Source organism: Stenotrophomonas sp. TWI1149, from assembly GCF_039673155.1.
Lineage (GTDB): Bacteria > Pseudomonadota > Gammaproteobacteria > Xanthomonadales > Xanthomonadaceae > Stenotrophomonas > Stenotrophomonas maltophilia_AA.
In genome coordinates this window covers 126,153-152,102 of the sequence record NZ_JBDJLB010000014.1, presented here as the reverse complement: position 1 = coordinate 152,102, position 25,950 = coordinate 126,153, and the positions used below count along the sequence as shown (strand labels likewise).

At 68.3% G+C, this 25,950-nt stretch carries 23 protein-coding genes; 12 read left to right on the top strand and 11 right to left on the bottom strand.

Going from position 1 to position 25,950, the window contains the following annotated elements; all coding sequences use genetic code 11:
• Positions 1–93: 93 nt before the first annotated feature.
• Positions 94–2,226, bottom strand: a complete 2,133-nt coding sequence (locus tag ABE424_RS16240; RefSeq protein ID WP_346490542.1) for a methyl-accepting chemotaxis protein — start codon at positions 2,224–2,226, stop codon at positions 94–96.
• Between the two features lie 181 nt (positions 2,227–2,407).
• On the opposite strand from ABE424_RS16240, the gene ABE424_RS16235 reads away from it, so the two are divergent.
• Together ABE424_RS16235 and ABE424_RS16230 are read left to right on the top strand one after the other, a co-directional pair.
• Positions 2,408–2,860 carry an Rrf2 family transcriptional regulator gene (locus ABE424_RS16235; RefSeq protein WP_319207483.1) on the top strand — a complete coding sequence of 151 codons (453 nt, stop codon included), beginning with the start codon at positions 2,408–2,410 and terminating at the stop codon, positions 2,858–2,860.
• Positions 2,850–3,758, top strand: a complete 909-nt coding sequence (locus ABE424_RS16230; RefSeq protein ID WP_346490543.1) for an NAD(P)/FAD-dependent oxidoreductase — start codon at positions 2,850–2,852, stop codon at positions 3,756–3,758. Before ABE424_RS16235 ends, ABE424_RS16230 begins: the two co-directional genes overlap by 11 nt.
• A 75-nt stretch (positions 3,759–3,833) precedes the next feature.
• Here the strand turns inward: ABE424_RS16230 and ABE424_RS16225 are convergent, their stop codons facing one another.
• Positions 3,834–4,793 carry an aldo/keto reductase gene (locus tag ABE424_RS16225; protein ID WP_346490544.1) on the bottom strand — a complete coding sequence of 320 codons (960 nt, stop codon included), beginning with the start codon at positions 4,791–4,793 and terminating at the stop codon, positions 3,834–3,836.
• A gap of 225 nt (positions 4,794–5,018) precedes the next feature.
• On the opposite strand from ABE424_RS16225, the gene ABE424_RS16220 reads away from it, so the two are divergent.
• Together ABE424_RS16220 and ABE424_RS16215 are read left to right on the top strand one after the other, a co-directional pair.
• A complete protein-coding gene (locus tag ABE424_RS16220; RefSeq protein ID WP_346490753.1) occupies positions 5,019–5,828 on the top strand; it encodes a methyltransferase in 810 nt (269 codons plus the stop codon).
• Positions 5,829–5,968: 140 nt separating this feature from the next.
• Entirely contained in the window at positions 5,969–6,511 is a 543-nt protein-coding gene (locus ABE424_RS16215; protein WP_319207598.1) for a pseudouridine synthase, read from the top strand.
• Positions 6,512–6,567: 56 nt separating this feature from the next.
• Here ABE424_RS16215 and ABE424_RS16210 read toward each other — a convergent pair whose 3' ends face one another.
• Entirely contained in the window at positions 6,568–6,957 is a 390-nt protein-coding gene (locus ABE424_RS16210) for a hypothetical protein (protein ID WP_019185464.1), read from the bottom strand.
• Positions 6,958–7,141: 184 nt separating this feature from the next.
• Entirely contained in the window at positions 7,142–9,646 is a 2,505-nt protein-coding gene (gene hrpB, locus ABE424_RS16205; RefSeq protein ID WP_346490545.1) for an ATP-dependent helicase HrpB, read from the bottom strand.
• Positions 9,647–9,749: 103 nt separating this feature from the next.
• On the opposite strand from hrpB, the gene ABE424_RS16200 reads away from it, so the two are divergent.
• On the top strand, positions 9,750–10,547 hold the full coding sequence (locus tag ABE424_RS16200) for a TatD family hydrolase (protein ID WP_346490546.1): 798 nt from the start codon (positions 9,750–9,752) through the stop codon (positions 10,545–10,547).
• A gap of 60 nt (positions 10,548–10,607) precedes the next feature.
• Here the strand turns inward: ABE424_RS16200 and ABE424_RS16195 are convergent, their stop codons facing one another.
• From ABE424_RS16195 to ABE424_RS16180, 4 genes are read right to left on the bottom strand one after another with little or no spacing between them, the layout of a single operon-like run.
• Positions 10,608–11,495, bottom strand: a complete 888-nt coding sequence (locus ABE424_RS16195) for an epimerase (protein WP_346490547.1) — start codon at positions 11,493–11,495, stop codon at positions 10,608–10,610.
• A gap of 2 nt (positions 11,496–11,497) precedes the next feature.
• Positions 11,498–12,436 carry a 2-dehydropantoate 2-reductase gene (gene panE / locus ABE424_RS16190; RefSeq protein WP_346488594.1) on the bottom strand — a complete coding sequence of 313 codons (939 nt, stop codon included), beginning with the start codon at positions 12,434–12,436 and terminating at the stop codon, positions 11,498–11,500.
• Positions 12,436–13,236, bottom strand: coding sequence for an ABC transporter permease (locus tag ABE424_RS16185; protein WP_019185458.1), 801 nt, complete (start codon positions 13,234–13,236; stop codon positions 12,436–12,438). The genes panE and ABE424_RS16185 overlap by 1 nt, the downstream gene beginning before the upstream one ends.
• Entirely contained in the window at positions 13,233–14,192 is a 960-nt protein-coding gene (locus tag ABE424_RS16180; protein WP_176987856.1) for an ABC transporter ATP-binding protein, read from the bottom strand. The genes ABE424_RS16185 and ABE424_RS16180 overlap by 4 nt, the downstream gene beginning before the upstream one ends.
• Positions 14,193–14,296: 104 nt before the next feature.
• Between ABE424_RS16180 and ABE424_RS16175 the strand changes: the two genes are divergently transcribed.
• The 5 genes from ABE424_RS16175 (at position 14,297) to ABE424_RS16155 (ending at position 19,883) form a co-directional block, all read left to right on the top strand.
• Positions 14,297–15,046, top strand: a complete 750-nt coding sequence (locus ABE424_RS16175) for a ferredoxin--NADP reductase (protein ID WP_346490548.1) — start codon at positions 14,297–14,299, stop codon at positions 15,044–15,046.
• A gap of 99 nt (positions 15,047–15,145) precedes the next feature.
• Positions 15,146–16,336, top strand: coding sequence for a GGDEF domain-containing protein (locus ABE424_RS16170; RefSeq protein ID WP_346490549.1), 1,191 nt, complete (start codon positions 15,146–15,148; stop codon positions 16,334–16,336).
• Positions 16,337–16,403: 67 nt separating this feature from the next.
• Complete coding sequence (locus ABE424_RS16165; protein WP_346490550.1) at positions 16,404–17,921, top strand: alpha/beta hydrolase; 1,518 nt, start codon at positions 16,404–16,406, stop codon at positions 17,919–17,921.
• Positions 17,922–17,955: 34 nt separating this feature from the next.
• Complete coding sequence (locus ABE424_RS16160; RefSeq protein ID WP_179459750.1) at positions 17,956–18,702, top strand: ATP-binding cassette domain-containing protein; 747 nt, start codon at positions 17,956–17,958, stop codon at positions 18,700–18,702.
• Positions 18,699–19,883 (top strand): ABC transporter permease, encoded by a 1,185-nt coding sequence (locus ABE424_RS16155; RefSeq protein WP_346488599.1) that lies wholly within the window; start codon positions 18,699–18,701, stop codon positions 19,881–19,883. Before ABE424_RS16160 ends, ABE424_RS16155 begins: the two co-directional genes overlap by 4 nt.
• A 126-nt stretch (positions 19,884–20,009) precedes the next feature.
• On the opposite strand, the gene ABE424_RS16150 is transcribed toward ABE424_RS16155, so the two are convergent.
• The 3 genes from ABE424_RS16150 to ABE424_RS16140 form a co-directional block, all read right to left on the bottom strand.
• A complete protein-coding gene (locus ABE424_RS16150) occupies positions 20,010–20,705 on the bottom strand; it encodes a transposase (RefSeq protein ID WP_346490551.1) in 696 nt (231 codons plus the stop codon).
• 187 nt (positions 20,706–20,892) lie between these two features.
• Positions 20,893–21,903: an energy transducer TonB gene (locus ABE424_RS16145; RefSeq protein ID WP_346490552.1), complete on the bottom strand. Its 1,011-nt coding sequence runs from the start codon at positions 21,901–21,903 to the stop codon at positions 20,893–20,895.
• Between the two features lie 187 nt (positions 21,904–22,090).
• Complete coding sequence (locus tag ABE424_RS16140; RefSeq protein WP_319207443.1) at positions 22,091–22,729, bottom strand: TIGR00645 family protein; 639 nt, start codon at positions 22,727–22,729, stop codon at positions 22,091–22,093.
• 106 nt (positions 22,730–22,835) lie between these two features.
• On the opposite strand from ABE424_RS16140, the gene ABE424_RS16135 reads away from it, so the two are divergent.
• Both ABE424_RS16135 and ABE424_RS16130 read left to right on the top strand, forming a co-directional pair.
• Positions 22,836–23,525: a glutathione binding-like protein gene (locus ABE424_RS16135; protein ID WP_346490553.1), complete on the top strand. Its 690-nt coding sequence runs from the start codon at positions 22,836–22,838 to the stop codon at positions 23,523–23,525.
• 171 nt (positions 23,526–23,696) lie between these two features.
• A complete protein-coding gene (locus tag ABE424_RS16130) occupies positions 23,697–25,925 on the top strand; it encodes a S9 family peptidase (RefSeq protein ID WP_346490554.1) in 2,229 nt (742 codons plus the stop codon).
• The last annotated feature ends 25 nt before the right edge of the window (positions 25,926–25,950 follow it).

Genomic DNA, 25,950 nt, shown 5'->3' with positions numbered 1-25,950 from the left:
CCCCGCTCGGGGGGGTGGTGGGGGCGGGGGGCGGTTTTTGGCGTTTGGCGTGGGTATGGGGGGGGGGGGCCAGCGGCCGGCACTACGGCTGCATCACGCGGCGCGGGCCAATCCGCCCACCGCACCGCGTCCCGCATCCAGCACGAACACATCCACCGCCGCATTCAAGGCGACGGCCTGCTCTTCCATGCTGCGTGCCGCCGCCGAGGCTTCCTCGACCAGCGCGGCGTTCTGCTGCGTGGTTTCGTCCATCTGCACGACGGTCTGGTTGACCTGCTCGATGCCGGCCGACTGCTCCTGCGACGCGGCGGCGATGTCGGCCATGATGTCGGTGACGCGCTGCACGCTGCCGACGATCTCGCCCATGGTCTGCCCGGCCTGCTGGACCAATGCCGCGCCACTGTCGACATCGGCCACGGACTGATCGATCAGGGCCTTGATCTCCTTGGCGGCACCGGCCGAGCGCTGCGCGAGGGTACGCACTTCGCTGGCGACCACCGCGAAACCACGGCCCTGCTCACCGGCGCGCGCCGCTTCCACGGCGGCGTTGAGCGCGAGGATGTTGGTCTGGAACGCGATGCCGTCGATGACGCTGATGATCTCGGCGATCTGGCGCGATGAGGACTGGATGGCGCTCATGGTGGTGACCACCTGGCCGACCACCGCACCGCCCTGCGAAGCGACGGACGCGGCGCTGATCGAGAGCTGGTTGGCCTGTCGCGCGTGCTCGGCGTTCTGGCGCACGGTGGAGGTCAGCTCTTCCATCGAAGCGGCGGTCTCTTCCAGATTGGCTGCCTGCTGCTCGGTACGGCGCGACAGGTCACTGTTGCCCGCGGCGATCTCGCCGGCCGCGGTCTGGATCGACTGCGCGGCCTGCTTGATGTCGCCGACGATCGTGGTCAGCTGGCCGGTGGTGCGCGCCATGTCATCGCGCATGCGCGCGAACACGCCGTGGAAATCACCGTGCATGCGCGCGCTGAGATCACCGCCGGCGATCGCCTGCAGCACGCGCGAGACCTCGCCCAGATCCTGCTCGGTGGTCTGCATCAGGCGGTTGAGGCCGCCGACCATCTCGCCGAAGTCGTGCTGGTAGCGCGCTTCATCGCCCCGCTGGCTGAAATCGCCCACGGCGGCCGCTGCGGCCAGCCGCTTGATCTCGGCATTGATCGCACCGAGGTTGGCCTTGGCCGTATCCAGCGCCTGGGTGATCACCGCCTTCTCGCCGGGCAGGCGTTCCATGTCCACCGACAGGTCACCAACCGCGTAATGGCCCATGATCTCGATCGCCCGCAGCTTCACCTGGATGTGGTTGGCGACCAGGGTGTTGGTGTCGCGCACCATCTGGCCATAGCCGCCGGGAAACACGGACGCATCCATGCGGTAACTGATCTCGCCCGCATCGTGGCGCTGCGCCATCGTCGCCTGTGCAGCCAGCACGGCCTTGAGGGTCTGGGTGACCTCGGCCATGGCCGTGCCAAGGCGGCCGATCTCATCGCGGCTGCGCACCACCACCGCATGCTCCAGATCGCCACGGGCGACGGCACGGGCGGCGGCTTCCACGGCGACCACCGGGGCGATCACGGCGCGTCGCAGCCACACCGCCAGCATCGCCATCAGCACCACGGCGGCCAGCGCCGTGGTGACCGCCGATGCCACCAGCGCAGCGCGCGCGCGCTCGGAGGTGGCATGGGTTTCGAACGCGGCACGTTCGCTGGCGCGCGCGGCCAGCGCATCCAGCGTGGTGCCCACGGCACGGTCGGCTCCGAGCACCAGCGCGTCGCCGGCCTGCGCGTCATAGCCACTGGCCGCGAACGCCTCCAGCGCGCCACGGTAGCGGGCCTCCAGCGCACGGTGCTCGGCCAAGAACTGGTGGGCCAGCGTGCGCGTCTGTTCATCGCGGCTGGTGGCGAGCGTGCCGGCCAACGCTTCGATGCGGCGTCCTTCCGCATCGAATGCCGCCAGGTGGCGTTCGCGCTGTGCAGCGTCCGCACCGCGGATCAGCACGTTCTTCCACTCCTGCACCTGCAGGCGGAACTCGCGCTGCAGCAGCTCGGCCTGTGCCTGCCGGGCGACCTCGACCGGCACCTCGGCCGAGAGGTTGCGCCAGGCAGAACCCAGCCCCGCCAAGGCGGCCAGTACGATGATGACCAGGCCGAGCGACAGCGCGCCCAGCAGTTTGAATTGAAGACTCAGGGCGCGTGGACGCGCCGATGCGGAGGACGTCATGAGAGATCAAAAGTAGGGAAGGGCGATGCGGTATCGGTCTGTAAGGAACAGGCTGAAGTGCGACGCCAATCACGGTTACCGTTCCATTAAATGTTGTGACGATGGCGTGTAGATGAATTTTGGTCACACATGGAACGAAACAGGACTGGACAGGCAACTAATATGTAACTATCGTTGTTACATGAAATCCAGCAACCAGTTCTCCGACGCGCTCCACGTCATGGCCCATCTGGTCGGCCAGGACGGCCCGCGCACCTCCGAACAGCTCGCCACCTGCCTGCCGACCCATCCGGTGGTGATCCGGCGCCTGTTGTCGGCCCTGCACAAGGGCGGCCTGGTGACCACCGTGCGTGGCCACGGTGGCGGCAGCCAACTGGCCCGGCCGCCGGCCGAGATCACCCTGCACGACGTCTATCTCGCCATCGGTGCGCCCGCGCTTCTGCACACCGGTGCGCGCGAGACCGGCCGCGGCTGCCCGGTGCAGCGCGTGGTCAACGAAGCGCTCGACGACAGTTACCGCCAGGCCCAGGCCCTGCTCGAGGCCCGCCTGCGCGACACCACCCTGGCCACGCTGGGCGACGAGTTCGCCCGCCACCTGGCCCACCACGCTGCAGGAGTTCCCCATGACGTTTGATGCGATTGTCGTCGGCGGCAGTTTCGCCGGCCTGTCCGCCGCCCTGATCCTGGCGCGGGCGCGCCGCGACGTGCTGGTGATCGACAGCGGCCTGCCGCGCAACCGATTCGCCGCGCATTCGCACGGGGTGCTCGGCCAGGACGGCATCGCCGGCGCCGAGCTGCTGCGCAACGCGAAGGCGCAGCTGCTCGACTATCCCACCGTGCGCTGGATCAGCGACACCGCGACCCACGCGCAACCGACGGTCGATGGCTTCGTGGTGGGTACCGAAAACGGCGACACCTGGGCCACGCGCAAGCTGCTGCTGGCGACCGGCATCCGCGACGAACTGCCTGACCTGCCCGGCCTGGCCGAACGCTGGGGCCACAGCGTGGTGCACTGCCCGTACTGCCATGGCTATGAAATCGGCGGCGGGGCGATCGGTCTGCTGGGTGGACACGAGAAGTCGGCCACGATGGCCGCGCTGCTCGCCGACTGGGGCGAGGTCACCCTGTTCGCGCAGGGCATGACCCTGGCCCCGGAGGAACTCGCGGCCCTGCAGCACCGCGGTGTCAGCATCGAACACGCCGCCGTGGTCGGGTTGGAAGGCGAGGCGCCGGCCCTGAGCGCCGCCGTGCTCGCGGATGGGCGCCGGGTCGAACTGCGCGCGCTGTTCGTCACCGCGCGGCAGCACATGGCGGCACCGCTGGTCGAACAGCTCGGCTGCGCGCTGGAAGAGAGTCCGATCGGCGTGCTGGTGCAGGTCGACGCCGGCAAGCAGACCAGCGTGCCCGGCATCTACGCGGCGGGTGATGCAACCCTGGTCGGCAACATCAGCCTGGCCAGTGCCGAAGGTGTACGTGCCGGCGTGAGCCTGCACCACGCGCTGGTCGCCGAGGACAGCCGCGCCAGTCGCTGAGGCGAGGGCGCCCGGCCCGGCCGGAAACAGAAACAGCCGCCCTGCGGCGGCTGTCCGTAACAGAGAACGTCGGGTTCAGGCCTGTTCGGCGCTCGCCGCATCCAGCTGCTGTACCTCCTGCGCCGACAGCGCGACGTTCGCGGCGGCCAGCACATCCTTCAACTGCTCGACACTGGTCGCACTCACGATCGGTGCGGTGATGCCCGGGCGTGCGATCAACCAGCCGATCGCGATCTGCGACGGGCTCACGCCATGCGTGCTGGCTACGTCGTCCAGCGCCGTCAGGATGCGCAGCCCACGCGGATTGACGTACGTGTCCACCACCTTCTGGCCGCGCGCGCTGCTCTTGGCCGCATCGGCGGCGCTGCGGTACTTGCCACTGAGGAAGCCGCTGGCCAGTGAGTAATAGCTGATAACGCCCAGTTGCGCCTCGCGCACCACCGCTTCCAGCCCGGCCTCGTAACCGGCGCGGTCGTACAGGTTGTACTCCGGCTGCAGCGTTTCATAGCGCGGCAGTTTGTAGTCCGCGGAGACCTTCAAGGCGTCGCGCAGGCGCTCGGCGGTGTAATTGGAGGCGCCGATCGCACGCACCTTGCCCTGTTCGATCAGGCGGCCGAAGGCGGCCAGCGTGGTTTCCAGCGGGGTGGATTCGTCATCTTCGTGCGCCTGGTACAGATCGATGACATCGGTCTGCAGGCGGCGCAGGGAGTCTTCCACCGCGGCGGTGATGTTGTCGGCGGACAGGCCGGGGCGCTCGGCCCACTTGGCCACCTTGGTCGCCAGCACCACCTTGTCACGCTTGCCACTGTGCTTGAACCAGCGGCCCAGGATGGTCTCCGATTCACCGCCCTGGTTGCCGGGCACCCACGCCGAATACGCATCGGCGGTATCGACCAGGTTGAAGCCGGCATCGACGAACGCATCGAGCAGGGCGAAGGAGGTCTTCTCGTCCGCACTCCAGCCGAAGACATTGCCGCCGAAGGCGATGGGGGCGACATGGAGGCCGGAACGACCGAGTTCGCGCGTAGCAGTCATGGGTGATGTTCTCCCTGGGAATCGTTTCCACAGGATACGGCCGGCGTGGTGACAGCGTTGCGGCAGCAGGCACAAAACAGTGTTCCGGATTGCTGCGCCGCACTAACGTTTTGTGAACACCTGTGCACGCTTGGCTGCTAGTCTCGCCGCATCCCGCTACCGGAAGCCCCGCCGATGAAAGCCCGTTCGTTGACCTGTGCCTGCCTGTTCACTGTCTCCACCCTGATGCTTGCCGCGCCCGCGATGGCCATCAAGCCCGCCGGCCCGAACGCGCAGGTCGCGATCACCCCGGCCGTGCAGAAGGCCGTGCAGGACAGCCGCCGCGATTCGGCCAACGTCAAGCGCGATGCGTACCGCCATCCGGCACAGACCCTGTCGTTCTTCGGCGTTGCGCCGGGCCAGACCGTCATCGAGATCACCCCGGGCAACGGTTGGTACTCGGAGATCCTGGCGCCGCTGCTGCACGAGAAGGGCCAGTACGTGGCCGCCGTGGTCGATCCGATGGCCGTGGCGGAAGGGCGTGGCCGCGATTACCAGCAGCGCAGCCGAGAGGGACTTGAAAAGAAGTTCGCCGGTGACGCCGCGGTGTTCGGCAAGAGCCGCGTAGTCGCCTATGACCCGAAGGCCCCGGTGTTCGGCCCGGCCAACTCGGCCGATGTGGTGCTGACCTTCCGCAACGTGCACAACTGGCGCAGCAGCGGCCAGGCCGAGGGCATGTTCAAAGGCTTCTTCTCGGTGCTCAAGCCGGGCGGCGTGCTCGGCGTGGTGGAACACCGTGCCAAGGCCGACGTGCCGGCCGACGACAAGACCGGTTATGTGGGCCAGCAGCAGGTGATCGCGATGGCCAAGGCTGCCGGTTTCGAACTGGCCGGCAGCAGCGAGATCAATACCAATCCGCGCGACACCAAGGATTACCCGAACGGTGTGTGGACGCTGCCGCCGACCAACCAGCATGACGCGGCCGACGAGGCCAAATACCAGGCGATCGGCGAAAGCGACCGCATGACGCTGCGCTTCGTGAAGCCGGGCAAGTAAGAAACCCGCGCGTGAGACACGGCGCGCGGGCTGCGGCCCGCGCGATGCTCAAGATGAACGTCATCGGCTGACGATCGCGCGGATCGCGGCGGCGCCACGGGGATGGGACAATGGGCCATCCCACCGCCGCTGTTGCCTCGATGCTGATCGCCTTCAACAAACCGTTCAACGTGCTGTGCCAGTTCACCGACCGCAGCCAGCCGCCGCGCGCGACCCTGGCCGGCTTCGGGTTGCCGCCGGCGGTGTATGCGGCCGGTCGGCTGGACTACGACAGTGAAGGCCTGCTGCTGCTCACCGATGATGGCGGCCTGGCGCACCAGTTGACCGATCCGCGCCACAAGGCCGACAAGACCTATTGGGTGCAGGTGGAAGGCACGGTGACCGATGAACAGGTGCAGGCGCTGCGCCGTGGCGTGCTGCTCAACGATGGGCCTACCTTGCCGGCGGGTGTCGAACGGTTGGAACCGCCGCCCGCGCTGTGGCCGCGCACGCCGCCGGTCCGCTTCCGCAAGACGGTGCCCGATGCCTGGCTGGCCATCACCCTGCGCGAGGGCCGCAACCGGCAGGTACGCCGCATGACCGCCGCGGTCGGACTGCCGACGCTGCGGCTGGTACGTGTCTCGATGGGCGAGCATGCGATCGGCGACCTGCAACCCGGGCAGTGGCGGGAGATCGGACACTAAAAAACCGCCGGTGGAGACCGGCGGTTTCGATACGCATGCGGTGATGCGTCAGCGGATCAGGCGTCGCTGCCGATATCGCTGGTCTCATCCACCACGGTATCGTTGCGGCGGTTGCGGGCGCTGATGCGCTGCGCCTGGCCGTTCACCACGCCACCGTTGGCAAGCTTCTTCTTCTGCTGCTTGCGGTACAGCGCGTAGCCCAGCAGGCCCACGCCGACGGCCGCGGCTGCGATGGTCACGGCCGGATTGCGGCGCACCACCTTGGCAGCCACTTTGCTGCCGGTCTTGACCGCGCCGAGTGCGGCGCCGGTCTTGATCCAGTCGGTGGCCTGCGGGCCGAAGTGGCGCAGGTTGCTGCCAGCATGCTTGAGGCCGTCACCAGCGGTGCTGGCGATGTCCAGGGCGCGCTCGAGGGCGCGGTCGGTAATCACAGTCAATCTGCTCATGGGGGGTCCTTGCCTGAGGTTCTGTTCCAGTGTGTCGCGTGGGCCGTGTACGGGGCGTCATCCGCCTGCTACGGCCGCATCACGACTGTAGCCGCTCCCCACCGGTGGAGGCGGCCTTGGACGCGGCACGGTCAGGCGCCAGCCATGAATGCGCGTATCCGGTGACGGTGGTGGTGGGGCGTGCTCAGGTGCCGCGCGGTTTCGCCCGGTGGGTCGCGTTGGCCGTCCACGGGTCGTCCGGCCACGGGTGGCGCGGGTAGCGCCCCTTCATTTCCTTCTTCACTTCCGCATAGGTGTTCGCCCAGAAATTGCGCAGGTCCTGGGTGACCTGCAGCGGGCGCCCGCCGGGGGAGAGCAGATGCAGCGTCAGCGGAATGCGGCCGTCGGCGATGCGCGGGGTATCGCTCAGGCCGAACAGTTCCTGCAGTTTCACCGCCAGCACCGGCGCCTGCGGCGTGATGCCATCGGCGTCGAGCGCGTAATGGATCGGACGTTCCATGCCCGAAGGCACGGCAATGCGGACCGGTGCGTGGCGATCGACCAGCTGGCGTTGCGCCCAGGGCAGTGGCGACTTCAGCGCTTCACCGAGGGTGGATTCATCAAGGGCATCCAGGCGCGTCTTGCCGTTGAACGCAGGCGTCAGCCACGTCGGCAGCGTCGCCACCAGGGCCGCATCGGAGGTGTCCGGCAGATCCAGTTCCGGCATCCACGCGCGCACGGCCAGCGCACGCGCCTGCCATTGGCGCAGGCCCTCCGTCCACGGCAAGGCATCCAGGCCGAGTTCGGCGACGGCGTCGGTCAGGGCTTTCGCGGCGTGGGCGGGGTCCACGCGGCCGGCCGAGCGGCTGTCCAGCACGATGCGATCGAACCGGGTCTCACGGCGGGCGACCAGCGCTCGCTTTTCACCGTCCCAACGCACCACGTCGTCCTGCGTGAAGCGCTCCGGGAAGTCACGGCGCAGGCGGTTCTCATCCACCGGCGCGGCGCGCAGCAGCAACGCGTCGCGTGCTTCGTAGCGCAGTTCCACCGCCACCAGCCACGGCTCGCCGCGCAGATCGCTGGGATCGAACAGGCGCGCGCTGCGGCCGTTGGCCAGCAGGTAGCGCAGCGGATCGGTGGGATGGCGGGCGGCGATGCGGTCCGGGAAGGCATGGGCGAGCAGGTCACCGAGTTGATGCGCTTCGACCGAGGACGGCGGCGCGGCATCACACCGCAGGCGTCGCCGCCATTGTCTGCTCGCGGCATCGATCGTGGCCAGGCCACCGCGGTTCGCGTCGTGCGGTGCGCGCCCCTGGCGGAACGCGGCCAGTGCACGCCACCGCGCCGCGAGTGCGTCACCGCCCTGGCGCAGGGGATCGCGCGCTTCCACCAGCGCGGCCAGATCGCAGGCGAGTGCCTGTTCGACACCCTTGCCTGCCGCCATCAGCATCGCCGCCAGCCGCGGATGCGTGCCGAGGGTCAGCATGCGCCGGCCCAGCGCGGTCAGCGTGCCGCTGTCGCTGAGCGCGCCCAGGCGCTGCAGCAGCTCCCGCGCGGCGGCCAGGGCACCGGCGGGCGGTGTATCGACGAAGCGCAGGTCGTCACTGCCCCACGCAGCCAGTTCCAGCGCCAGCGAGGCCAGCTCCACCTGCGCGATCTCGGGCCGTCGCTGTGCCTCCAGCCGCTGCGACTGCGGCCACAACCGCCAGGCCCAGCCCTCTGCCACGCGTCCAGCGCGCCCGGCACGCTGATCGGCCGAGGCCTGCGCGATGTTCACCACGTCCAGGCGCGCAAAGCCGCTGTTGGGGTCGTAGCGCGGCTCGCGCGCCAGTCCCGCATCGATCACCACGCGCACGCCGGGGAGGGTCACCGAGGATTCGGCGACGTTGGTGGCCAGCACCACGCGGCGGCGACCGCCGGGATCGGGCTGCAGCACCTGCGACTGCTGGTCCACCGGCAGTTCGCCGTGCAGCGGCAGCACCTGGACGGCCGGGTCGAGCACGGTCTGCAGCGCCGTCTGCACGCGCGCGATCTCGCGCTGGCCGGGCAGGAACACCAGCACGTCGCCGGGATGCTCGGCCAGGGCCTGCTCCACCGCACGCCGCGCCTGCGGCTCCAGCGCCTCGTCGCGGCGCGCGGGAAAATGCGCGATCGTCACCGGGAAGCTGCGGCCTTCGCTGCTCAGGCGCGGCGCATCGAGGAACTGCGCCAGTCGCTCGCCATCGAGCGTGGCCGACATCACCACGATGCGCAGGTCCTCGCGCAGCTGCGACTGCACATCCAGCGCCAGCGCCAGACCGAGATCGGCGGCCAGGTGCCGCTCATGGAATTCATCGAACAGCAGCGCGCCCACGCCGTCGAGCAGCGGGTCGTCCTGCAGCATCCGGGTCAGGATGCCCTCGGTCACCACTTCGATGCGGGTCCGCGCGGAGATCTTGTTCTCGAAGCGGATGCGGTAACCCACGGTCTCACCGACGCCCTCACCGAGCTGCCGCGCCATGAACTGCGCGGCACTGCGCGCGGCGACGCGGCGCGGCTCCAGCATGATGATTTTCCGGCCTTCCAGCCACGGCGCATCCAGCAGGGCCAGCGGCACCTGGGTGGTCTTGCCGGCGCCGGGTGGCGCTTCCAGCACCAGTCGGGTGCCGCTCCCGAGGGTGGTCAGGATCTGCGGCAGCAGCACGGAAATCGGGAACATCGGGGTGGCCATGCGGCAAGGATACGGGGCGCAGGCGAGGGCGGCGAGACGTGCGCGCCGGGGCATCGCCGGGCAGCACGGTAGAATGCGCAGGTTCACCGTCCTGTAGCCCCCCATGCAACTGATCGATATCGGCGCCAACCTCACCCACGACTCCTTCGATCGCGACCGCGACGCCGTGCTGGCGCGTGCGCGCGAGGCCGGGGTCGTGCAGATGGTGATCACCGGCGCCAGCCGCGAGCATTCGCCGATGGCGCTGGATCTGGCCCGGCAGCATCCCGGCTTCCTGTACGCGACGGCTGGCGTGCACCCGCACCATGCGGTGGAATACACCGACGAATGCGATGCGGAGATGCGCGCGCTGCATGCGCATGCCGAGGTGGTCGCCGTGGGCGAATGCGGGCTGGACTACTTCCGTGATTTCGCGCCGCGCCCGGCGCAGCACCGTGCCTTCGAGCGCCAGCTGCAGCTGGCCGCCGAGAACGGCAAGCCGCTGTTCCTGCACCAGCGCGACGCGCATGCTGATTTCATGGCGCAGATGAAGAATTTCGAGGGCAGGCTCGGCCCGGCCGTGGTGCACTGTTTCACCGGCGAGCGCCAGGAGCTGTTCGACTACCTGGACCAGGACTGGTACATCGGCATCACCGGCTGGTTGTGCGATGAACGCCGCGGCGCGCACCTGCGCGAGCTGGTCAAGCACATCCCGGCCAACCGGCTGATGATCGAGACGGACGCCCCGTACCTGCTGCCGCGCACGCTCAAGCCGTTGCCCAAGGACCGCCGCAACGGGCCGATGTTCCTCTCGCACATCGTCGAGGAACTGGCGCGCGATCGTGGCGAGGACGTGGAAGCCACGGCAGCCAATGCGACGGCGGCCACGCGCGCGTTCTTCCGGTTCCCGCAGACCCGGTAGGTACCGACCGTTGGTCGGTACGCGTGTCGGTGCGCGGCAGCCACGACCAACGGTCGTGGGCTACCGTCCGTCTCCATGGGCCCACGCATCGGACAGCCCTTCGCGGTAGGTCGGGAACCGCGGCTGCCACTGCAGTGCTTCGCGCGTGCCGCGACTGTCGATGCGCTTGTTGCTGCTGTAGAAGCGCCGCAGCGAGGCAGGAAGGGACGGGTCATCCCAGGCCTGCGCGGCGGGCAGCGGCAGGCCAGTCAGTGCCGCCGCATACGCCAGCACGTCCTGCGACGGGGCGGGTTCATCGTCGGCCGGCAGATACAGCGCGTCTTCCTGCGAGCGATGCATCGCTGCCAGCGCTGCGGTGGCCAAGTCTTCGACGTGCAGACGGTTGAACACCTGTCCCGGCCGCACGACCTGCCGCGCCGTGCCCTGCGCCAACTGCACCAGCGCGTTGCGCCCACGCCCATACAACGCCGGGAGCCGGAAGACCGCCGAGGCGATGCCGCGCGCCTGGGCGAACGCCTGCCACTGGCCTTCGGCACGCAGGCGCTTCCGTGCGGTGTCGTCGGTGGCATCGGCCGCCGCGTGCAGGTTGATCCAGCCGCCCTCACGATCGGCGTAGACGGCGGTCGAAGAGAAATAACCCAGCCAGCGCAGCGCGGGCGCATCCTGCAGCGCTTCGCCGAGCAGGCGTAGCGCAGGATCACCCTCGGCATCGGGCGGAATGCTGCACAGGATCGCATCGGCGCTGCGGATCGCCTCGTCCAGCGCCGCATCGATGGGGTATCCCTCGGCCAGCCGGTGGCGGATCACACCATCGTCCGGTGCGGTGGAGGGATCGCGCACGGTGCCGCTGCAGGCAATGCCCTGTGCGTGCAGCAGGGCGGCCAGGTGCCGCCCGCTGTAGCCCAGGCCCAGCACCAGCACGCGGGCCGGTGCGGTGTCGGTCGGCACGCTCAGCCCTTGCGCTGCTGCTGGTAGGCCTGCAGGTGCGCATAGGCCACGGCCAGCAGCGGTGCGGCCTGGCCGGCCGCCCGTGCCCGTACCAGCATGTCGCCGACGATGTGCTCGGCCTCGACCTGCTGGCCGGCCTCCAGATCGCGCAGCATCGAGGCTTTCAACGCCGAGCCGGACTGGGTGGTCGCGGCCAGCGCGATTTCGCGGGCCTTGCCCGGAATCGGCTCGCCGGCCGCCTCGGCCACTGCCACGCACTCGTCATACAGGCCACGCACGATCGCCGCGCCGTCATCGGTCGCCACGATCGTGCCGACATCGGCGCGCATCAGGCAGGTCGCCGCCGCCAGCGTGGTCAGGAAGGTGTACTTGATCCACTGCTCCTGGCCGATCGCATCGGTGGCGACGTGGTCCACGCCCGCCTGCACGCAGGCCGCCGCCAGCGCCAGCACGCGCGCGCTGCTGCCGGTGCCGTCGCGCTCGCCGAAGGTCAGCTTGGCCGCCGGCGCCAGATGCACCACCGCGCCGTCGCTGGCCTTGGTCGCGCTGATGAAGCACAGCCCGCCCAGCACTGCGTCGCGGCCGAAGCGTGCGTCGAGATCGGCGTAATGCCGCAGCCCGTTGAGGATCGGCAGCACCGTGGTGCGCGGGCCGACCGCGGGGGCGATCGCCTCGATGGAGCTGGCAAGGTCGTAGGCCTTGCAGCTCAGGATCACCAGGTCGAACGGCTCGGCCGTCGCCAGCGCGGGCAACGCGTCGGCGGTGACGTGCTTGACCGGGAACGTCGCATCGCCCAGCGGGCTGCGGATCACCAGCCCTTCGCCCGCCAGCTGCGCCGCACGCGCCGGGCGGACGAGGAAGGTGACGTCCACGCCGGCCTGGGCCAGGCGACCACCGAAGTACCCGCCGGTCCCGCCGGCGCCGAGGATCAGGATGCGCATCAGCTGCGCATCCCCACGCCACGCTTCAGCAGCCACAGCGCCAGCGCGGTGAGCGCCACCACGAAGCCGATCATCAGCGCATACGCCACCCACAACGGCACGTCGCTGGTGCCCAGCAGGCCGTAGCGGAACGCGTTGACCATGTAGAAGATCGGATTGGCGTGCGTGGCCGCTTCGGCCCAGGTCGGCAGCAGCTTCACCGAATAGAACACACCGCCCAGGTAGGTCAGCGGGGTCAGGATGAAGGTCGGCACGATCGCCACGTCATCGAACTTCTTGGCGTATACCGCGTTGATGAACCCGGCCAGCGAGAAGATCGTCGCGCCCAGCAGCACCGTGGTCAGCGTCACCAGCGGATGCGGGATGCGCACGGGGGTGAAGAACATGGCGATGATCAGCACGATCACGCCGACCATCAGGCCGCGCAGCACAGCACCGGACACATAGCCCCACAGGATCACCCAGTTCGGCATCGGGCTGACCAGCAGCTCTTCGACGTGGCGGCCGAACTTGGCGCCGAAGAACGAGGAGCTGATGTTGCCGTAGCTGTTCTGGATCACGCTCATCATCACCAGGCCCGGCACGATGAACTGCATGTAGCTGTAGCCGCCCATCTCGCCCACGCGCGAGCCGATCAGGCCGCCGAAGATCAGGAAGTACAGGGTCATGGTGATCGCTGGCGGCACCAGGGTCTGGCCCCAGATGCGCAGGATGCGCGCCACTTCGCGGCGCACGATGGTCATCAGGGCGATGCGGTTGCGCTGGCCGTCGGTCAGGACCGGGGTCGGGGTGCTGCTCATGCCACGTTCTCCTGGTTGCCGGTGAGGCGCACGAACAGCTCCTCCAGGCGGTTGCTCTTGGTGCGCATCGAACGCACGCGGATGCCCGCGGCGTTCAAGGCTTCAAACACCCGGTTGAGGTCCATCGCGCGCGGCATGTCCACGTCCAGCGTGTGGCTGTCGGTGGCGATCAGGATCGCGCCCTCGATCTCCGGCAGCTGGGCCGGCAGGCTGCCGTCGATGTCGAACAGGAAGCCTTCCACGTCCAGCTTGGCCAGCAGTTCGCGCATCGGGCCCTGGGTGACGATCTGGCCATGGTTGATGATGGCCAGGTTCCGGCACAGGTGCTCGGCTTCTTCCAGGTAATGCGTGGTCAGGATGATCGTGGTGCCGGCGGCGTTGATCTCCTTGAGCACGCGCCACATGTCGCGGCGGATCTCGATGTCCACGCCGGCGGTCGGTTCGTCCAGGATCAGCAGGCGCGGACGGGTCATCATCGCGCGGGCGATCATCAGCCGGCGCTTCATGCCGCCGGACAGGGTGCGGCTCATCACCTGCGCCTTCTCCCACAGGTGGGCGCGCTTGAGCTCTTCTTCGGCCATCTTCTCGGCCTCGGCACGGGCCACGCCATAGAAGCCGGCGTAGTTGACCAGGATGTCGAAGGGCTTTTCGAACAGGTTGAAGTTGATTTCCTGCGGGACCAGGCCGATCAGGCGCATGGTGGCGCTGCGGTTGCGCACCAGGTCGCTGCCGAAGACCTCGACCTGGCCCTCGCTGAGGTTCACCAGCGAGCTGATGATGCCGATCAGGGTCGACTTGCCGGCGCCGTTGGGGCCCAGCAGGGCGAAGAAGTCGCCCGGGGCCACGTCCAGCGAGACGCCCTTCAGCGCCTGGGTGCCGTTGTCGTAGGTTTTGCGGAGGTCACGCACCCGCAGGGCGGGCACGGCGGTGGGCGCGGGAGTGTTCTGGGAAGCCAAGCTCTTGCCTTCGCGCCTATGGGCTGGCGCTGGATAGGGGCGGGGAGGGGCTATTATAGAAGACCCCGAGGGCTTGCCCCGGCTACACACTGTCCCGAAAAGTCGTGCCTGCCCAATTCCCCCTCAAACTGGTCGACCGGCGCATGCTGGCGCCGACCGTCGGCCATTACCAGTTCCTGCGTGATGACGGCCAGCCGCTGGATTTCCAGCCCGGCCAGTTCATCCAGGTCCATTTCGAGTACGCCGATGGCACCGCCACCAAGCGCAGCTATTCGCTGGCGACCCTTCACAACCACGCCCTCGGCGCGGGCGAAGCGGTCGATATCGCGGTCAGTTTCGTCCCCGGCGGCGCCGCCACGGCCCTGTTCGAGGGCCTGGACATCGGCGGCCACGTCAGCGCCAGCGGCCCGTTCGGCCGGTTCTGCCTGCAGCCGGGCGACCACAATGCCCGCTACCTGCTGATCGCCACCGGCACCGGTGTCACCCCGTACCGCTCCATGCTGCCGCTGCTGGCCACCGCCATGGCCGGGCGCGGCGTGGAGGTGGTCCTGCTGCAGGGCGCCCGCACGCCGACCGAACTGCTCTACAGCGAGGACTTCTACGCCTTCGCGGCTGCCCATCCGGGCTTCCGCTATGTGCCGTGCCTGTCCCGCGAATTACCGGAAAACCCGCATCCGGACGTGCGCCACGGCTACGTGCAGCAGCATCTGGCCGAATTCGCCCCGGACCCGGCGACCGACATCGCCTACCTGTGCGGCAACCCGGACATGGTCGATGCCACCTTCGAGGTGCTGAAAGCGGCCGGCCTGCCCACGCCGCAGGTGCGGCGCGAGAAGTACGTCAGCAGCAAGTAACCGTGCCTGGCGGCCCTGCCATCCGGCATGGCCGCCAGCGGCGTCGGGGTGCGGGCGGCGGTAAGATGCGCCGCGCGCCGCTTCCGCCTGGCTGACACGATGCCCCTGGATTTCCCCACCATTGCCGTGCTCGGCTTCCTGCTGTGCCTGGGCATCGCCATGGGCTTCTCGCTGCTGCTGCTGGTGCTGCGGCGGCAACCGGCCCTGCGGCTGTGGACGTCCAGCCTGTGGATGCTGTCGGTCAGCCTGACCCTGGTCGCGCTGCGGCCCCATCTGCCCCAGGTGGCGGGCATCCTGGCCGGCAACGTTGCCGTAGCGCTGTCCGGGGTCCTGATGCTGTATGGCGTGGCGCGCCATCTTGGCCGTCGGCTGCCCGCATGGCAGCCCCTGGCATTGGCGGCCACCTACCTCGGGGCGATCGCGTTCTTCCTCGTCGTCCATCCCAGCCTGGTCATCCGGCTGGATGTGTTCAGCGTGTTCGCGGTGTTGCTCAACGGCTGGATGGCGGGGTTGCTGCTGCGGCATGCACCGCCGGCGCAGCGCATCAGCTGCCGGCTGGCGGCCGCGGTATTTGCCGCGCAGGCGGTGCTGTACCTGGTCCGTCTATTCCTGCCGGTGGCACCCGATGCGGGCGACGACATCCTGCGCGCCGGGGCGCCGGTGTTCGCGACCTATCTGGTCGGGCTGATCCTGGAACTGGCCCGGTGCTTCGCGCTGGTGCTGCTGCTGGTGGAGCGCATGCTGGTCGACCTGCAGCGGCTGGCGCGCACCGACGTGCTGACCGGCCTGCTCAACCGGGGCGCGGTGCTCGCCGACGGTGCCACGCTGCTGCAGCTCAGCCGCCGCCCGCCGAGGCCGCTGGCGCTGCTGCTGCTGGACGTGGATCACTTCAAGCAGATCAACGACCGCTGGGGGCATCTGGCCGGCGATGCGGTGCTGCGCCACGTCGCCGACGTCCTGGCCGCGTGCGTGGCCGATCGCGAGCACCTGCTGGGCCGCTATGGCGGTGAGGAGTTCGTCCTGCTGCTGCCCGGGGCAGACCCGCACCAGGCACGCCAGTGCGCCGATCGCCTGCGCGAGGCACTGCGGGAGTCGCCCGCCCGGATCGACGGTCTTCCGGTACGGGTGACGGCCAGCATCGGCCTGGCCATCGACCAGGGCACGGGCGACCTGGCGCGCCTGCTCGGCGAGGCCGATGCGGCGCTTTACCGGGCCAAGGCCGAGGGCCGTGACCGCACCATCAGCGCGCTGGCCCCCGCGGCCTTCCCCGGCACCGGGGCAGCCGTGTAAGTTGAGTCACATCGCCCACGCCCGTGCGTCGGGGTGACATGATCTTCAACAAGGGGAAGTACGGAAGATGTCTACACACCACCTGAGGCTGGCCGTCGCGCTGGTCGCCGCCCTGTGTGCCGGCTGCGCGCCGGTACCCGACGCTGCATCCGGCACCGCGGCCGCCCAGCGCCTGTACGGCACGCTCGCGTTCCAGCCCTGCACCCTGACCAGCGCGCAGGCCAGCGCGAATGTCGAGGCGCAGTGCGCCACGCTGCAGGTGCCGGAGAACCCGGCGGCACCGGACGGTCGCAGGATCGGCTTGAACATCGCCTGGCTGGAGGCCGGCAATGACGGCGCGGGCAAGGCCGACCCGGTCTTCTTCCTGGCCGGTGGCCCGGGTCAGGCCGCGACGGAGGTCGCCGCCCCGGTCAACATGGCGCTTCGGGACGTGCGCAAGCAGCGCGACATCTTCCTGATCGATCAGCGCGGCACCGGCAAGTCCAATCCGCTCACCTGCCTGGATGCACAGGGCAAGGAGCTGCCGCTGGACGAGAACGCGGCACCGAGCGCGGCGCTCATCGAAGACTACGCCCGCCGCTGCGCGCAGTCGCTGACCGGGCGCGCGGACACCCGCTTCTACACCACCACCGAGGCCATCGGTGATCTGGATACGGTGCGCAAGGCGCTGGGCGTGGACAAGGTCAACCTGGTCGGTGGTTCCTACGGCACCCGCGTGGCACAGCAGTACGCCGCGCGCTATCCGCAGCACACGCGCACGGTGGTGATCGATGGCGTGGTGCCGAACGATCTGGTGGTCGGCGGTGATTTCGCCACCACTTTCGAAGATGCGATCACCCTGCAATCGGCACAGTGCCGCCAGGATCCGATCTGCGCCAAGCGCTTCCCGGTCGATACCCGCAGCCAGCTGCGCAACGTGATGGCCGCACTGGCCAAGGCACCGGTCGAGGTCGACTACCGCAACCCCGGCACCGGACAGGCCGAACGCGATGTATTGACCGCCGATTCGGTTACCGGACTGGCCTTCATGTTCTCGTACATGCCGGAGCTGTCGTCGCTGCTGCCGGTCACGCTGGATGAAGCCGCGCAGGGCCGCTATGCGCCGTTGATGTCGCTGAGCAAGATGGCCAGCCGCACGCTGGGCGTGCAGATGAACCGTGGCATGCAGTGGTCGGTGCTGTGCGCCGAAGATGCCGATCGCTACAAGGAAGGCGACGCGGGCGATCGCGTGCTGGGCCCGGAAGTCGCGCGCATGTTCTTCGCGGCCTGCCCGGCCTGGAATGCCGGTTCGCGGCCGAAGGATTTCACCGCGCCGTTCGCCTCGACGCTGCCGGTGCTGTTGTTGTCGGGCCAGTTCGATCCGGTCACGCCGCCGCGCTACGCCGAGCAGGTGCTCAAGCAGCTGCCCCAGGGGCGCCACCTGCTCGCCAAGGGACAGGGTCACGGCACCATCAACGCCGGCTGCATGCCGCGCATCCTCGGCCAGTTCATCGACACCGCTGACGCGAAATCACTCGACGCCACCTGCCTGGACACCCTCAGCCCGGTGCCCGCCTTCACCTCGTTCAACGGATGGGCCCCATGAACCGTACTTCGTACCGCACCGGGGAGGTGCGCGCATGATCGTCGCCGAGCATCTGCACAAAGCGTTCAAGACCAAGACCGGCGTGATCCATGCCGTCCAGAACGTCGGCTTCCAGGCCGACAACGGGCGCATCACCGGCCTCCTCGGCCCCAACGGCGCCGGCAAGACCACCACCATGCGCATGCTGTACACGCTGATGAAGCCCGACGAGGGCCGCGTCGTGGTCGATGGCATCGACGCGGCGGTGGACCCGGTCGCGGTGCGTCGCCAGCTGGCGGTGCTGCCGGACGCGCGCGGCGTCTACAAGCGCCTCACCGCGCGCGAGAACATCGCCTATTTCGGCCAGCTGCACGGCCTGAGTGCCGCGCGGATCCGCGAGCGCACCAAGGTACTCTCGGCGGCGCTGGAGATGGAGGACATCCTCGACCGCCAGACCGAAGGGTTCTCGCAGGGACAGCGCACCAAGACCGCGATCGCCCGCGCGCTGGTGCACGATCCGCGCAACGTGATCCTCGATGAGCCGACCAACGGCCTGGACGTGATGACCACGCGCGCGCTGCGCGGCTTCCTGCGCGGACTGCGTGACGAGGGCCGCTGCGTGATCTTCTCCAGCCACATCATGCAGGAGGTGGCCGCGCTGTGCGACCACGTGGTGATCATCGCGCAGGGCACGGTGATGGCGGCCGGCAGCGCCGATGAGCTGCGCGCACAGACCGGGGAAAGCAACCTCGAAGATGCCTTCGTCAAGGCGATCGGTACCGAAGAAGGATTGCACGCATGAGTTCGTTCGCTACGCTGTTGACCGTGATGCGCAAGGAACTGCGCGATCTCTCGCGTGACCGCCGCACGCTCGCGCTGACGCTGCTGCTCGGGCCGTTGCTGTACCCGGTGCTGATCCTGGGCATGAGCAAGCTCGCCGAAAGCCGGGTGAAGACACAGATCGAGCAGCCGCTGGACATCCCGATGATCGGCGGCGAGCATGCACCCAACCTGGTGCGCTTCCTGGCCGCGCAGGGTCTCAATGCGACCGAGGCGCCGAAGGACCTGACGGATGCGATCCGCAGCCAGCGCATCGATGTGGCGTTGCGGATCAGTCCGGCGTTCGGCAAGGACTGGAGCGAGGGCCGTCCGGCGCTGGTCGAGATCATCAAGGACAGTACCCGCCGTGCTGCCGATATTCCCAGCAGCCGGCTGGAGGCGGCGCTGGGCGGCTACAGCCAGCAGGTCGGTGCGCTGCGTCTGCTGGCGCGCGGGATCGATCCGCAGGTCGCGCGACCGCTGGATGTCGCCGCGCAGGATCTGGCGACGGCTGAAGCCAAGCGCGGGATGATGCTGTCGGTGTTGTTGCCGATCCTGTTGACCATCACCTCGTTCCTGGGCGGCGCGTATCTGGTGATGGACACCACCGCGGGCGAGCGCGAGCGGCAATCGCTGGAGCCGCTGCTGGCGACGCCGGCACCGCGCAGCGCGATTGTCAGCGGCAAGATCGCCGCGGCCTGCGCGGTCGGTGTGGCGTCGTTGCTGCTGACCCTGGCGGCCTTCAAGATCAGCGCGCAGCTCTCCTCCGGTGGAGTGGGTCGCCAGCTCAACATGGGCTTCCTGCCGATGCTGCAGATGCTGCTGATCATGCTGCCGATGCTGTTCATCGGCACCTCGCTGCTGACCTTCCTGTCGGCGGCGGCCAAGAGCATGAAGGAAGCCCAGAGCCACATGACCTGGCTGATGCTGCTGCCGATGCTGCCGGGCTACGCGCTGATGGTGTACCCGATCAAGAGTGAGCTCTGGCAGTTCGCGGTGCCGTTCCTTGCGCAGAACCAGATGCTGCTCAAGATCATCCGCCACGAAGCGATCAGCCCGCAGATGTGGGCGGTCTACCTCGGCGCAGGCTTCGGCCTGGCGGCCCTGTTCTGGTACGCCGCCGTGCGTCGCTACCATCAGGAACGGTTGGCGATCTCGGGTTGATGCACGAAGGGCTCCGCGAGGCGCCCTTTTTCATAACGGGGACGGAGGTAGTTAATAACAGGGACGGAGGTGGTTAATCCGGCGGCCGTCAACTCGTCTGCGGTCGGAACGCTGGCGCATGTCCGGCTAGTCGCCCTGTTCCTTGACGGGCCTTCCCGCAGGCCTGTACACCACGGACCTCTGCAATGCTCGTCCCACCATGTCCTGGAAGCGCGGGCTGCCCAACGCGCGCTCCTGCGCGATGTAGGCGACGATCCGCTCTCTTTCCTGCGGTTGGATGCCGGCCTGCAGCCAGTGGCTGTAAGCGGCTGCGCGGGCTTTCGGTGTAGCGCCGAGGGCGGTGTAGCCGACGTGGGGTGTCAGCATCGGGTTGTACTCAAGCCCCAGGTACGCCCGAGCGCTGGACCATCGATAGCTCTCGGGGAGGGCCACCAGCGCGGCCCGCACCGGATTCAATTCTATGTAGCGATGGACCATCAGCAGGTAGCCATCGGAATCCACCAGGCACGACTTGAAGCGGCCCTGCAGCAGCGTTCCGCTCCGAACATGTCGCTTGTTGAAGTACTGGACGTAGTTCTGCCCGCACCTCCGCATCGCTGAAGCCAGCCCTTCGGCCACCATCGGCGATACCAGGAGATGCACGTGGTTGCCCATCAGTACGAAGGCGTGGATCAGGACGCCATGTCTTCGGCAGGCAGAGCGCAACAGACGCAGGTAGTGGTTCCGATCATCGTCGTCGATGAACAGCGCAGCGCGATTGACGCCACGCTGGATGACATGGAGGGGAATGCCAGGCAGAACCAGACGAGGGGAGCGGGGCATGGTCGCAACCGGGATGGCGAGACATCACTCTGCAGAACCGCGCATCAAAGCGCGCTAGGTCGGTGGCGCGGAACGCGGTAAGGGAAATGCGCTTAACTACCTCCGTCCCTGTTATTAACTACCTCCGTCCCCATTAAAAAAGCCCGGATCGCTCCGGGCCTTTTCGTCATCCAATCGTGCGTTGCGATCAGCCGCCTTCAGGCGCGAACGCGAGCGTGCGGCGGGTCGTGACCGGGGCGCCGACCGGTTCGAACTTCCAGCGTTTGACTGCGTTGAGTGCTTCGCGGTCGAACACGCGGGCCGGGGTGGCGCGCAGCACGCGGGCGGCGGTCACCGAGCCGTCCGTGCCGACCGTCAGTTCGACCAGCACTTCGCCGGCGGTGCCCGAACGCAGGGCGTCGGCCGGGTAGCGCGGGGCCGGGGTACTGACCGGGCGCAGGGTCGATGCCGGCGCGGCAGCAGCCGGGGCCTGGCGGGCGGCGGCGGCCTGGGCGGCGGCGGCCTGCTGCTGGCGCTGTTCGGCCTCGCGGCGGGCGGCGGCCTGGCGCTCGGTGTCCTGGTTGTCGATGCGGGCGGCGGCTTCCTGCTGCGCGGCGATCTTCTTCGCTGCTTCGGCTTCCGTGGCCTGCTGCTGGGCCAGTTTCTGCTGTTCCACCAACTGCTTGGCGCGGGTCTCGGCGTCCTTCTTGACCTTGTCGGTCTCTTCCTGGGTACGCTTGAGCGCGGTCTGCATGCTGCCGCTGATGCCCTGCTTCAGGCGCGGCAGCGCCGGGGCGGTCGGGTCGACCTTTTCGATCAGCGCGACCAGGCGCTGGGTCTCGGCGAAGTCCTCGCGGCCCAGGTTCTGCTCGGCGGCGATCAGGGTGTAGGGCAGAAGATCGGTCAGCGCGCTCTTGACCGAGGCGTCATCCGGGGTCTTGTCGCGCAGTGCCAGGTAATACTCGATGGCATTGTCGCCGGCCGGGGCATACATGCGGTTCTCGCGCAGCGCCTTGCTGGCCAGCTCCCGCAGCTCCTCGGTGCCCAGCGACTGGACCTTGGCCGACACCGCCGGTGCGGCCGGGGCAGCAGTGGGGGCCGCCGGTGCCGCGGGCGTCGGCGGTGCGGTGTCGTCCTTGCCCGAGCAGGCGGACAGGGCGACCAGCAGGATCATCGGCGCGAACAGGCGCGCCGGGCCATGAGTCTTGACGTGCGACATCCAACTCCCCTTTGAAGACGACGATACGTAGGGCCTGATGCGGTCAGGCCGACCGACGGCCATGGACGTTTCCCGACGCCCATGGCGAACCCGCAGGTGTGCAATCTAGCATCACCCCGCCCGGCCCGGGGGCCAGGCGGTGAGGGCAGGGGGCATCCTCACCGATGCCGCCACTGCCGGGCAAGCCTCAGTGCGACAGCGCCTTGCTCGGCGTGCCGTTCATCAGCTTGTCGGTGTAGGCGATGCCGATCGCCGACAGGATGAAGGCGGCATGGATGATGGTCTGCCACATCACGCCGGTCGAGGTCAGCCCACTGGCGCACTTGAAGACCTCGGCCGCGGCCGGACCCTGCGCGGCCACGACGGAGGCGACTGCCTGGATGTAGGTATCGCTGTTGCACGCGGGCAGCGAGTCAAGGCTGCCCGCCGCAATGAACGTCTTCAGCAGGTGGATCGAGGAGATGCCGATGATCGACAGCGCCAGCTTCACCTTCAGCACGCTCGCGTTGACGTGGCTCAGCCACTCCGGCTGGTCGGGGTGGTTCTCCAGGCGCAGGCGCGACACGAAGGTCTCGTAGCCGCCCACGATCACCATCACCAGCAGGTTGGAGATCATCACCACGTCGATCAGGCCCAGCACCAGCAGCATGATCTGCTGCTCGCCCATCTCGTTGGCCTGGTGCAGCAGGTGCCACAACTCCTTGCCGAACAGGAACACATAGACGCATTGCGCCAGGATCAGGCCCAGGTACAGCGGCAGCTGCAGCCAGCGCGAGGCGAAGATCAGGGAGGACAGGGGACTGATGGGGGTCTGGGTCGAACTCATGCTGGAATGCTGCGTTGCGGGGACGGCGCAGCGTAACGGTCCAGCTTGACCCTGCCAAGCCGAGCGACGGACTAGACTCGGGATTCCTTGTCCGCGAGCCCTCGCCATGATCGACCTGTACTACTGGCCTACCCCGAATGGCCACAAAGTCACGCTGATGCTGGAGGAAACCGGCCTGCCGTACCGGATCCAGCCGGTGAACATCGGTGCCGGGGACCAGTTCAAGCCCGACTTCCTGGCGATCTCGCCGAACAACAAGATGCCGGCCCTGGTCGATCACCAGCCCACCGATGGCGGGGCCGCGCAGCCCGTGTTCGAGTCCGGCGCGATCCTGCTGTACCTGGCCGAAAAGACCGGCCGCTTCCTGCCAGCCGACAGCCGCGGCCGGGTGGCGGTGCTGGAATGGCTGTTCTGGCAGATGGCCGGCCTCGGCCCGATGAGCGGCCAGATGGGGCATTTCAACGTGTACGCGCCCGACAAGATTCCCTATGCGATCGAGCGCTACGACAACGAAGTGCGCCGCCTGCATGGGGTGATGGACAAGCGCCTGGCGCAGACCGCCTACCTCGGCGGTGACGAGTACAGCATCGCCGACATGGCCAGCTACCCCTGGATCGGGGCCTACGACACGCTTCCGGTCGATTTCAGGGCCTTCCCGAACCTCAAGCGCTGGCATGACGCGATCGCAGCACGCCCGGCCACCCAGCGTGCCTATGCCCTGCGCGAGAAGGTGAACCCGCAGGCCGGCAAGCCGCTCAGCGACGAAGAGCGCAAACACCTGTTCGGCCAGCGCTGAAGCGGTGCTCACCTGCCCGGTAGTGCCGGCCGCTGGCCGGCTCCCCGCAGCGGTGGGCGCGGCCGGACGCCCACCGGCCTCCGGCACGACCGGAACGGTTTTGGTTAGGATGAAGCGTTCCCCGTGCCGCACCCGCGGCCGGGGACTGCCCAGACGCTGCCGGAATCTTTCATGCGCCACCTGTTCGCTTCGCTCGCCCTGATGCTCGCCTCGACCTCGATCGCCCACGCTGAAAAACTCACCCTGGATGCCATCACCGGTCCGCTGCCGTTGTCCGGCCCGACCCTGATGAAGCCCAAGGTGGCCCCGGACGGCTCGCAGGTCAGCTTCCTGCGCGGCAAGGACGCCGACCGCAACCAGCTGGACCTGTGGGCGTACGACATCGCCAGCGGCCAGACCCATCTGCTGGTCGACTCCAAGGTGGTGCTGCCCGGTACGGAAACCCTGAGCGACGCCGAGAAGGCCCGCCGCGAGCGCCAGCGCATCGCCGCGATGACCGGCATCGTCGATTACCAGTGGTCGCCGGATGCACGCACCCTGCTGTTCCCGCTCGGCGGTGAGCTGTACCTGTACGACCTGAGCAGGCAGGGCAAGGCCGCGGTGCGCCAGCTCACCCATGGGGAAGGCTTCGCGACCGATGCAAAGCTGTCGCCGAAGGGCGGCTTCGTCAGCTTCGTGCGTGCCCGCAACCTGTGGGTGATCGACCTGGCCAGCGGCCAGCAGATCCAGCTCACCCGCGATGGCAGCGACACGATCGGCAACGGCGTGGCCGAGTTCGTCGCCGATGAGGAAATGGACCGCCACACCGGCTACTGGTGGGCACCGGACGACTCGGCGATCGCCTTCGCCCGCATCGATGAATCGCCGGTGCCGGTGCAGAAGCGCTACGAGATGTATGCCGACCGCACCGAGATGATCGAACAGCGCTACCCGGCGGCCGGCGACCACAACGTCACCGTGAAGCTGGCCGTGATCGCGCCGCGTCAGAACGCCACGCCGACCTGGATCGACCTGGGCCGCAACCCGGATATTTACCTGGCTCGCGTCGATTGGCGTGATCCCCAGCGCCTGACGTTCCAGCGCCAGTCGCGCGACCAGAAGACGCTCGAGCTGATCCAGACCGAGCTGGCCAGCGGCCAGCAACGCACCCTGGTGACCGAAACCTCGCCGACCTGGGTGCCGCTGCACAACAGCCTGCGCTTCCTCAAGCAGGGCGGCTTCGTGTGGTCGTCCGAGCGCAGTGGTTTCGAGCACCTGTACCGCATCTCCGATGACGGCAGGACCGTCACCGCGCTGACCGCCGGCACCTGGCCGGTGGACGAACTGCTGGCCGTCGACGAAGACGCGGGCAAGGTGTATTTCCGCGCCGGCGTGGACAGCCCGCGCGAAAGCCAGCTCTACGCCGTGTCGTTGCAGGGCGGCACGCCGCAGCGCCTGTCGCAGGCGCCGGGCATGCATACCGCCAGCTTCGCGCGCAATGCCAGCGTCTACGTGGACAGCTGGTCCAGCACCACCACGCCGCCGCAGATCGCGCTGCACCGTGCCAACGGCGAGAAGATCGCGACCCTGGTCGAGAACAACCTGGAAGATCCCACGCATCCGTATGCGCGCTATCTCGATGCGCAGCGCCCGGTCGAGTTCGGCACGCTGACCGCCGCCGACGGCAAGACGACACTGCACTACAGCCTGATCAAGCCGACCGGTTTCGATCCGGCCAAGCGCTACCCGGTGGTGGTGTACGTCTATGGCGGCCCGGCCTCGCAGACGGTCACCAACAGCTGGCCCGGCCGTGGCGATCATCTGTTCAACCAGTACCTGGCCCAGCAGGGCTACGTGGTGTTCTCGCTGGACAACCGCGGTACCCCGCGCCGCGGCCGTGATTTCGGTGGCGCGCTGTACGGCGTGCAGGGCACGGTCGAAGTGGCCGACCAGCTGCGCGGCGTCGCCTGGCTGAAGCAGCAGGCATGGGTGGACCCGGCGCGCATCGGCGTGCAGGGCTGGTCCAACGGCGGCTACATGACCCTGATGCTGCTGGCCAAGGCGTCAGACAGCTACGCCTGTGGCGTGGCCGGTGCACCGGTGACCGATTGGGGCCTGTATGACACCCACTACACCGAGCGCTACATGAACCTGCCGGGCAACAACCCGAAGGGGTATGAAGAAGCGCGAGTGCTGGCGCACATCGACGGCCTGCGTTCGCGCTTGCTGCTGATCCACGGCATGGCCGACGACAACGTGCTGTTCACCAACTCCACGGTGCTGATGAGCGCCCTGCAGAAACGCGGCCAGCCGTTCGAACTGATGACCTATCCCGGCGCCAAGCATGGCCTGTCGGGCAGCAACGCGCTGCACCGCTACCGCCTGGCCGAGGACTTCCTGGGGCGTTGCCTGGCGCCCTGATCCCCCGTTCCTGCCACCGGCCTGA

What these genes read in the sequence shown, in the direction of transcription:
- ABE424_RS16240 (WP_346490542.1), bottom strand. Translation starts at nt 2,226, where the DNA reads ATGACGTCCTCCGCATCGGCGCGTCCACGCGCCCTGAGTCTTCAATTC.
- ABE424_RS16235 (WP_319207483.1), top strand. Translation starts at nt 2,408, where the DNA reads ATGAAATCCAGCAACCAGTTCTCCGACGCGCTCCACGTCATGGCCCAT.
- ABE424_RS16230 (WP_346490543.1), top strand. Translation starts at nt 2,850, where the DNA reads ATGACGTTTGATGCGATTGTCGTCGGCGGCAGTTTCGCCGGCCTGTCC.
- ABE424_RS16225 (WP_346490544.1), bottom strand. Translation starts at nt 4,793, where the DNA reads ATGACTGCTACGCGCGAACTCGGTCGTTCCGGCCTCCATGTCGCCCCC.
- ABE424_RS16220 (WP_346490753.1), top strand. Translation starts at nt 5,019, where the DNA reads ATGCTTGCCGCGCCCGCGATGGCCATCAAGCCCGCCGGCCCGAACGCG.
- ABE424_RS16215 (WP_319207598.1), top strand. Translation starts at nt 5,969, where the DNA reads ATGCTGATCGCCTTCAACAAACCGTTCAACGTGCTGTGCCAGTTCACC.
- ABE424_RS16210 (WP_019185464.1), bottom strand. Translation starts at nt 6,957, where the DNA reads ATGAGCAGATTGACTGTGATTACCGACCGCGCCCTCGAGCGCGCCCTG.
- hrpB (WP_346490545.1), bottom strand. Translation starts at nt 9,646, where the DNA reads ATGGCCACCCCGATGTTCCCGATTTCCGTGCTGCTGCCGCAGATCCTG.
- ABE424_RS16200 (WP_346490546.1), top strand. Translation starts at nt 9,750, where the DNA reads ATGCAACTGATCGATATCGGCGCCAACCTCACCCACGACTCCTTCGAT.
- panE (WP_346488594.1), bottom strand. Translation starts at nt 12,436, where the DNA reads ATGCGCATCCTGATCCTCGGCGCCGGCGGGACCGGCGGGTACTTCGGT.
- ABE424_RS16185 (WP_019185458.1), bottom strand. Translation starts at nt 13,236, where the DNA reads ATGAGCAGCACCCCGACCCCGGTCCTGACCGACGGCCAGCGCAACCGC.
- ABE424_RS16170 (WP_346490549.1), top strand. Translation starts at nt 15,146, where the DNA reads ATGCCCCTGGATTTCCCCACCATTGCCGTGCTCGGCTTCCTGCTGTGC.
- ABE424_RS16165 (WP_346490550.1), top strand. Translation starts at nt 16,404, where the DNA reads ATGTCTACACACCACCTGAGGCTGGCCGTCGCGCTGGTCGCCGCCCTG.
- ABE424_RS16160 (WP_179459750.1), top strand. Translation starts at nt 17,956, where the DNA reads ATGATCGTCGCCGAGCATCTGCACAAAGCGTTCAAGACCAAGACCGGC.
- ABE424_RS16155 (WP_346488599.1), top strand. Translation starts at nt 18,699, where the DNA reads ATGAGTTCGTTCGCTACGCTGTTGACCGTGATGCGCAAGGAACTGCGC.
- ABE424_RS16150 (WP_346490551.1), bottom strand. Translation starts at nt 20,705, where the DNA reads ATGCCCCGCTCCCCTCGTCTGGTTCTGCCTGGCATTCCCCTCCATGTC.
- ABE424_RS16145 (WP_346490552.1), bottom strand. Translation starts at nt 21,903, where the DNA reads ATGTCGCACGTCAAGACTCATGGCCCGGCGCGCCTGTTCGCGCCGATG.
- ABE424_RS16140 (WP_319207443.1), bottom strand. Translation starts at nt 22,729, where the DNA reads ATGAGTTCGACCCAGACCCCCATCAGTCCCCTGTCCTCCCTGATCTTC.
- ABE424_RS16135 (WP_346490553.1), top strand. Translation starts at nt 22,836, where the DNA reads ATGATCGACCTGTACTACTGGCCTACCCCGAATGGCCACAAAGTCACG.
- ABE424_RS16130 (WP_346490554.1), top strand. Translation starts at nt 23,697, where the DNA reads ATGCGCCACCTGTTCGCTTCGCTCGCCCTGATGCTCGCCTCGACCTCG.